At 73.9% G+C, this 5040-nt stretch carries 5 protein-coding genes; 2 read left to right on the top strand and 3 right to left on the bottom strand.

Annotated elements, in window-relative coordinates:
* Window positions 1-42: 42 nt before the first annotated feature.
* The 3 genes from ACWJ6R_RS29865 to ACWJ6R_RS29875 form a co-directional block, all read right to left on the bottom strand.
* Window positions 43-300 carry a hypothetical protein gene (locus ACWJ6R_RS29865; RefSeq protein ID WP_449065423.1) on the bottom strand — a complete coding sequence of 86 codons (258 nt, stop codon included), beginning with the start codon at window positions 298-300 and terminating at the stop codon, window positions 43-45.
* A gap of 124 nt (window positions 301-424) precedes the next feature.
* A complete protein-coding gene (locus ACWJ6R_RS29870; RefSeq protein ID WP_449065424.1) occupies window positions 425-661 on the bottom strand; it encodes a DUF397 domain-containing protein in 237 nt (78 codons plus the stop codon).
* The gene (locus ACWJ6R_RS29875) at window positions 662-1483 is read right to left on the bottom strand and encodes a helix-turn-helix domain-containing protein (protein ID WP_449065427.1); all 822 of its coding nucleotides are present in this window, start codon (window positions 1481-1483) and stop codon (window positions 662-664) included.
* Between the two features lie 222 nt (window positions 1484-1705).
* Between ACWJ6R_RS29875 and ACWJ6R_RS29880 the strand changes: the two genes are divergently transcribed.
* A complete protein-coding gene (locus tag ACWJ6R_RS29880) occupies window positions 1706-2248 on the top strand; it encodes an ATP-binding protein (RefSeq protein WP_449065425.1) in 543 nt (180 codons plus the stop codon).
* A 361-nt stretch (window positions 2249-2609) separates the two neighbouring features.
* Window positions 2610-5040 (top strand): helicase-associated domain-containing protein (locus ACWJ6R_RS29885; protein ID WP_449065426.1); only part of this gene is annotated, 2431 nt, incomplete at its 3' end.

Here is a 5040-nt window from a genome sequence, read left to right on the forward strand (position 1 = left end):
ACCGGTGTCCGCCGCGCCCGTGCCCGCCGTACGGCGCGCCGCTCAGGCCGCCACGGCGGCGGGCAGCGGCCCGCGGCCGGTCAGCCACTCCACGACCTTCCGGTGGCCGTGGCAGGCGTCCTCGAAGTGGCCCCAGTGCCAGTAGCGCGGCTGGTCTCGCACCCCGGTGACCCAGGTGCGGTAGGCCACCGGGATGCGCGCGCCGTCCCGCTCGGCCGCCTGGGCGACGCCGTAGGTGCGGATCACGACGCGGCCGCCCGGCGCGAACAGCACGTCGTCGGCCACGGGATACAGGGTCATCTGGTCGATCATGTTCGAGCCCCCAGGTTCGGTGTGGCTCGAACTCTGCCCGGGCGACCGGCTCCCCCCCGTTACGCCGTCGGCGCGCGCAGGTTAACCTGCGCGCGCCGAGGTAAAAACGGTGTTACACCATCAGACCGTCGAACTCCCCGTCCTTGACCCCGAGCACCAGCGCACGGATCTCGTCGCGGGTGTAGATCAGGGCGGGACCGTCGGGGAACCGGGAGTTACGGACCGCGACGCTGCCGTCCGGCAGTTCGGCGAGCTCGACGCAGTTGCCCGTCGAGTTGCTGTAGCGGCTCTTCCGCCAGCGGGCCCCGGCCAGGTCCGTGGCCGGCATGCCGTTGTAGGTCTGCTTCATTTACATCTCTCTGAGAAGGTCGCCGAGGATCTCGGCGGTGCCCCCGGGCGTGGTGCTCTCCACGCACAGCTGCTCCATGGCCGTGAGGTAGGGGTCGACGTCCTCACGTTTGTCCAGGTAGAGGGCACCCCAGAGCTGCTCGACATAGACGACGTCCGACAGGTCGGACTGGGGGAATCGCAGGATGCTGAACGCGCCGCCCTCGGCCGCGTGCATGCCGAACCGGAAGGGCATCACCTGGATGGTGATGTTGGGGAGCGTGGCCACCTCCAGCAGGTGCCGGAGCTGCTCGCCCATGACCTCCCGGCCTCCGATCGGCCGTTTCAGCGCCGCCTCGTCGATGACGGCCCACAGACGGGGTCCGTCCTTCTTCGTCAGGCGCTCCTGCCGCTGCATGCGCATGTGCACGCGGCGCTCGATCTCTGCGTCCGGCACGTCCGGGTAGCCCAGCCGGATCACGGTGCGCGCGTAGGCCGACGTCTGCAGGAGGCCGGGCACGAACTGCACCTCGTAGGTGCGGATCACGTTCGCCGCCTCCTCCAGCCCCACGTAGGTGGCGAACCAGTTCGGCAGCAGGTCGCCGTACTTGTGCCACCACCCGGGGGTGTTCGCCTCGCGGACCATCTCCAGCAGGCTGCGCCGCTCCGCGTTGTCGAGCACGCCGTACAGGGTGAGCAGGTCCTCCACGTCACGCGTCTTGAACCCGACGCGTCCCAGCTCCATGCGGCTGATCTTGGACTCGGAGGCGCGGATGTGGAATCCCGCCACCTCTCGGGTGAGCCCCTTCTCCTCCCGCAGACGGCGCAGGCTCGCGCCGAGCATGATGCGCCGAACAGTGGAACCGGTACCCGGCGGATCAATGGACACGTGGTGCTCCTTGCTCGCTTCCTGATCGACAGTGTGTCACTTCGCGGCCCGGGAATCCCCAGCCGCGGACAAGATCCCCTTTCCTTCCGGATTACCGAAACAGGGGTAACCGTAGCGGTTGCGACCACCTCGTGCACGTGCATTCGCTCTTGCACATGCACGGGAGTTCAGGCCATCATGATCTGCGTGCAGTCCGCCCACATCGCGCCCCCGCGCCCCGCCTGGACGGCGCTCGACTGGTGGCCCCCCGTCGGCTGGTGGCCCGATCCGGCGCGTGACCTCCTGGCCGCGTCCTCGCCGGCCGCGGCGCCCCCCGGCCCCTCGGCGGCCAGCGCCACCTTCGTCCTCCCCCCGCACGCCGAGTCCGTGCACTCCGCGCGGAGCTTCGCGGCCGGGACGCTCTCCGGCTGGCGGCTCGACGACCTCGGCGAGAACATGGGGGTCGTCGTCTCCGAACTGGCCACCAACGCCATCAGGCACGGCCTCCGGCTCGCGGCGGACCGCACCAGGGAACCGGTCCGGTTGTCGCTGATCCGCAGGGACCGCATGGTCGTGTGCGCGCTCAACGACCCGGGCGCCGGGTCCCCCACCCTCCGCGACCCCTCCCCGCTGGAGGTCGGCGGGCTGGGACTGCACATCGTCGAGTCGCTGAGCGTCCGCTGGGGCTGGGCGCCGCTCGCTCCGTACGGCAAAATCGTCTGGGCGGTCCTGCGGGCTTGACGGTCCCGGCCCCGCCCTCCGACGACCTCACCCCGACCCCCGCTCCCGGAGCACCGCGTCCCCCGGGACACCCCGAAGCCCTCCCCCGGACAGGCGCCGCCTCTTCCCCTCATCCGGCGCCCGCCGGTCCCGGGCCCGGCGCTCCCCCCGCCGCCGGACCCGGGGCCGGCCGTTCTCCCCTCAGGCGCCGCACCGCGCTCGTTCGGCCAAGCTTGTCGCATTCTGCGTGGTGCAGCCCCTACGGGAATGCCCTCTGCATTACCGTTGGTGACTCCTGCACTCCCTGAAGGGAGCGGCTTCCCGCTCTCCCCGACGGCTCCCGGAGAGTCCCCCACGCACGATTCCATAAGAGAGCTGCGAGATGGACGATCACCTGCTCGGCTGGTTGAAGACCCTCGACGAGGAGCGGCTCGCCCGGATCCTGGCCAACCGGCCGGACGCCATCGCTCCCCCGTGGCCGCGCCGCCTGGGCACGCTGGCCCAGCGGCTGGGCAACGGCTTCGCCGTGATGGAGGCGCTGCGCGCCCTGCCGCTGCCCGCGCTGGAGGTGGTGGAGGCCGCACTGACCCTCGGCGACCAGGTCGACGCCGCGGGGCTGGCCCGCTTCCTGCGGGTGCCCGAGGACGCGCCGGCCCCCTGGCTCGACCTGCTGGCCGACCACGCCCTGGCCTGGCCGGACGACGAGGGCCGCATCCGGATCGTCGGCGCGCTCGCCCGCTGGTGGACCTCCCCCTGCGGGCTCGGCGAACCGCTCGCCCACTACCTCGACTCCTGGACGGTCAGCGCGGACGCCCTGCGCTCGCTCGCGCGCTCGCTCGGCCTGCCCTCCGGCTCCAAACGGCGCACGGCCGCCGCGATCGCCGAGGTGCTGTCCGGCGCCGGACGGGTCACCTCCCTCCTCGCCCGCGCGCCGGAGGGCACCGCCCGGCTGCTGGAGGGCTTCGTCTGGGACGGCCCGGTCCACGACGTGGACGGCGGCCGGTTCGTCGTGCCCGGCTCCCCGGAGAAGTGGGCCGCCGACCACGGCCTGCTCTTCCGGACCAGCTGGAACGTGGCCGAGATGCCCCGCGAGGTGGCGCTCGCGCTGCGCGGTCCCGACTACCGGCCGCCCTTCACCCCGGACCCCCCCGACCTCGCCACGCTGCCGGTCGACCCGGAGACCGTCGACCACCTGATGACCCTGGCCGCCCCGCACGTGGTCGAGCGCTGCGCCGCGATGCTGGAGAACACCGCCAAGACCCCGCTGCCGCTGCTCAAGGCCGGCGGGGTCGGCGTGCGGGAGGTCCGCCGGGTGGCCAAGGAGACCGGCTGCGACGAGGACGAGACCCGGCTGCTGCTGGAGGTGTGCGCGGTGGCGCGCCTGCTGGCCTGGGACGAGCCGGCCGGCGGGCTGGTGCCCACCGACCGGTTCGACCGCTGGCGGCTGGACGACGCGCCGGCCCGGCTCCGGGTGCTGCTGGCGGCCTGGTGGCGGATGGAGCGCTCGTCACTGCGCCGGACACGCGGCAAGTACGGCACGGTGCTCGGCGACGACCCCGCCGGAGCCTCGGTGGCGCGGATCCGCCGGGCGGTGCTCGGCGTGCTGGCGCGCCTGCCGGCGAGTACGGCCTGCGCCGACACCGGCGGCCTGGTCCGGCTCGTCCACTGGCACGCCCCGCTCCTGGATCCGGCGCTGCTGGCCGAGTGCGCCCCGGCGGTGCTGGAGGAGGCCCGGCTGCTCGGGCTCACCGTCCACGACGCCGTCACCGACCTGGGCCGCGCGCTCGCCGCCCTGGACGCCGGCGTGGGAGACGAGGGCGACGACGCCTGCCCGGTCGTGGAGTACGACCCGGGGCTGGTGGAGTGCTCCACCCGCGCCATGGCCGGCGTCCGGCGCAGCGCCCTGTTCGGCGCGGACCTGACGGCGGTGGTGACCGGACCGCCCTCGACGGAGCTGGCGGCGCTGCTGGACCGCGCCGCCGAGCGCGAGTCGCGCGGCACGGCCTCGGTCTGGCGGTTCACCCCGGCGAGCGTGCGCGGCGCGCTGGACGCCGGCCACACCGCCGACGGGCTGCTGGCCGACCTGGCCGAGGTGGGGGCGGTGCCGCAGCCCTTGGAGTACCTCGTGCGCGACGTGGCCAGACGGCACGGGGAGGTCACCGTGACCGCGGTCGCCTGCATCGTGCAGGCCTCCGACCCGGCGCTGCTGGCCGAGATCGCCGCCCACCGACGGCTGTCCCGGCTGGGCCTGCGCCTGCTCGCGCCCACCGTGCTGGCCAGCTCGGCGCCGGCCGGGCGGACCCTGGCCGCGCTGCGCGAGAACGGCTACGCCCCGGTGCCGGTCGAGGACACCGGGGAGATCACCGTGCGCCGGGCCCGGGTCGAGGAGCCGCAGGACGGCGGCCGGCTGATCCTGCTGCCCGGCGGGCAGGTGGCCGAACTGGAGCAGCAGGTCCACGTCCTGACCGAGCCCGCGCCCGACCCCCGCGAGCACGCCCGGCGGCTGCTGTCCACCGGTTGCGAGGGCGCCCAGGCGCCGGGCCGCACCTGGGCGGTCATCGGCCGCCTGGCCTCCCGGCTGCCGACCGCCCAGCAGTCCCTGCTCGGCTTCGTGGTGGACCGGGGCGTACGGGCGGCGATCACGCTGGCCGACGGCCTGACCGCCACCATCAGCCACGGCGAGCTGCGCAGCGGCGTGCTCGACGCGTGGTGCGAGGAGGCCGGGGACTACCTGGAGTTCCCGCTGTCCGACATCGTCGAGGTCCGGGCGCCTACGCGTAGGAGCCCCGGACCCGCGCGGGTCCGGGGCGCCG

The organism is Planomonospora algeriensis (assembly GCF_977012225.1).